We start from the raw sequence: 1,885 nt of genomic DNA, 5'->3' as shown, positions 1-1,885 counted from the left end.
ACCGGGCAGTGGCCGAGCCGACCGCCGACACGGTCGCGCATGCGCAGATCGTCACCGCCGAGGCAAAAATCCTGTCGACCGAGATCGCCATCGCCGCGACCAACAAGCTGTTCGAACTGGCAGGCACACGCTCGACCCTGGCCGAACACAATCTCGACCGGCATTGGCGCAATGCCCGCACGCACACGCTGCACGATCCGGTGCGCTGGAAATATTCGATCCTCGGCAAATATTTCCTCAACGGCGAAAATCCGCCGCTGCACGCCTGGAGCTGATCTCCCACCGGCGGGCGGGACGGCCCGCCACGTCAAACCTTCGACCATCCAAGAGGCTCACTGCCATGTCAAATCCAACAGTCGTCGGCTTTTCCGGCAACATCACCCGGCCGTCAAAGACGCGCGCCTTCGTCGACCTGGTCACCAGGGACATCGCCGCCAGCCACGGCCTGTCTGCGAGCACCTATGATATCGAGGATCTCGGTCCGTCGCTGGGAACGGCGAAATGGGCCCGCGATCTCGACGGCCAGGCGCGCGCGATCCTGGAACAAATCCTCGCCGCCGACGTGCTTGTCGTGGGCTCGCCGACCTACAAGGGCAGCTATACCGGTCTGTTCAAGCATTTCTTCGATCTGATCGATCCGGCAGCGCTGCGGGGGAAGCCCATCGTGTTGACGGCGACCGGCGGTGGCGAGCGCCATGCGCTGATCGTCGAACATCAACTGCGGCCGCTGTTCGGCTTCTTCGAGGCCTTTGCGCTGCCGACCGCCGTCTACGCCACCGACAAGGATTTCACCGACGGCGTACTGCGCTCCGAGGCGATCCTGAAGCGTGTGGCGCAGGCGGTTGACGAGGTCGGCTTCGTGCTGGCCAACCGCTCGGCCGGCAGGATCGCCGCCGAATAGGCTTTGTCACCAGATTGCGATCGAAACAGGCGAGGGCAGCGCCCTCGCTTACCCGCAATTTACGACCGCCCGCTAAAAACGTTCCTGTCTGATTCGTCTGGGACAGGAACGTCATGAGCAAAGCCCTCACATCCTTCGCACTGGTCGCCGTGCTGACCGCCTTGCTCATGGCGTTGAGCCTGGCTGTGGCCAGGCACGGCTATCCCTATGGCGCGATCGGCGTCAGGCGCCTTGACGGCATTGCCGACGCCGGCGTGTTCATCCCGATTGCCGCTGTCTATTTCTTCAGCGCGATGCTGATGATGATCCTGCCGATCAGGGCGGCCGGCATCGTCCTGACCCATGCCGCCGACGCCCTTTTCTGGACCGTGATCGCGCTGTTTGCGACCATCGTCGGCTGTCTGGTCGCCAGATGGGCGTTTGGGCAGGGCAGCGCCGTGTGGGCGCTGCTGAACTGGCGGTTCCTGTTTGCCGCGGCGGTCGTCGGTTGTCACTTCGTCATGAACGAGCTGCGCCGCAACGTGCTGCTGCGCAGCCTGTTCTTCGTGGTCTTTGCCGCCGCAACGCTGGCCTGCCTGTTCGGGTCGTTCACGCTCTGACCGGATCGCACTGCCGTCGGCTAGTCGGTTGATCCGGTCGCGATGTTGCTGGCGGCCGTTTCCATCCATGTCCAGAGATAAGTGGCAAGACCGCGGTCGACATGGATGCGCAGCTTGCCGTCAAGACGATAGACGACGGCGCTGATGCCGGCGAAGGAAAGTGCTGCACTGGCACTTGGCTTCGCGGGATCGAGCGTCGTTCCACGCGCGATGAAAGCGTCGAGCGCCATGCCCTCGGCCTCGAATATTTGCAACCCAGCGCTGATCGCCGTCACCGCGAACCCGTCTGCATGCCAGCCCGTGGCGATGGCGAGCGGGCTCTTCGATACGACGAGCAACCGGTCGCGCGCCAGCCGCGCCGCGTAGCGGTCGCCCTGTGCGATAC

Annotated in this window: 4 protein-coding genes; 3 read left to right on the top strand and 1 reads right to left on the bottom strand. The window is 64.0% G+C overall.

Features of this window, described 5'->3' with window-relative positions:
* From EN893_RS31885 to EN893_RS31875, 3 genes are all read left to right on the top strand, one after another.
* Nucleotides 1–275 (top strand): acyl-CoA dehydrogenase family protein (locus tag EN893_RS31885; RefSeq protein ID WP_281062517.1); only part of this gene is annotated, 275 nt, incomplete at its 5' end.
* A 65-nt stretch (nucleotides 276–340) separates the two neighbouring features.
* Nucleotides 341–901 carry an FMN reductase gene (gene msuE / locus EN893_RS31880; protein WP_127271915.1) on the top strand — a complete coding sequence of 187 codons (561 nt, stop codon included), beginning with the start codon at nucleotides 341–343 and terminating at the stop codon, nucleotides 899–901.
* Between the two features lie 113 nt (nucleotides 902–1,014).
* On the top strand, nucleotides 1,015–1,500 hold the full coding sequence (locus EN893_RS31875; protein WP_127271656.1) for a hypothetical protein: 486 nt from the start codon (nucleotides 1,015–1,017) through the stop codon (nucleotides 1,498–1,500).
* Nucleotides 1,501–1,520: 20 nt separating this feature from the next.
* Here EN893_RS31875 and EN893_RS31870 read toward each other — a convergent pair.
* Nucleotides 1,521–1,885: hypothetical protein (locus tag EN893_RS31870; protein ID WP_128362094.1), on the bottom strand; the 365-nt coding region annotated here is incomplete at its 5' end.

This window comes from Mesorhizobium sp. M7A.F.Ca.CA.004.04.2.1, from assembly GCF_004022825.1.
GTDB lineage: Bacteria > Pseudomonadota > Alphaproteobacteria > Rhizobiales > Rhizobiaceae > Mesorhizobium.
Note: the sequence above shows the minus strand (reverse complement) of the source record. Positions and strands in the feature narration are given on the sequence as shown.

What these genes read in the sequence shown, in the direction of transcription:
- msuE (WP_127271915.1), top strand. Translation starts at nt 341, where the DNA reads ATGTCAAATCCAACAGTCGTCGGCTTTTCCGGCAACATCACCCGGCCG.
- EN893_RS31875 (WP_127271656.1), top strand. Translation starts at nt 1,015, where the DNA reads ATGAGCAAAGCCCTCACATCCTTCGCACTGGTCGCCGTGCTGACCGCC.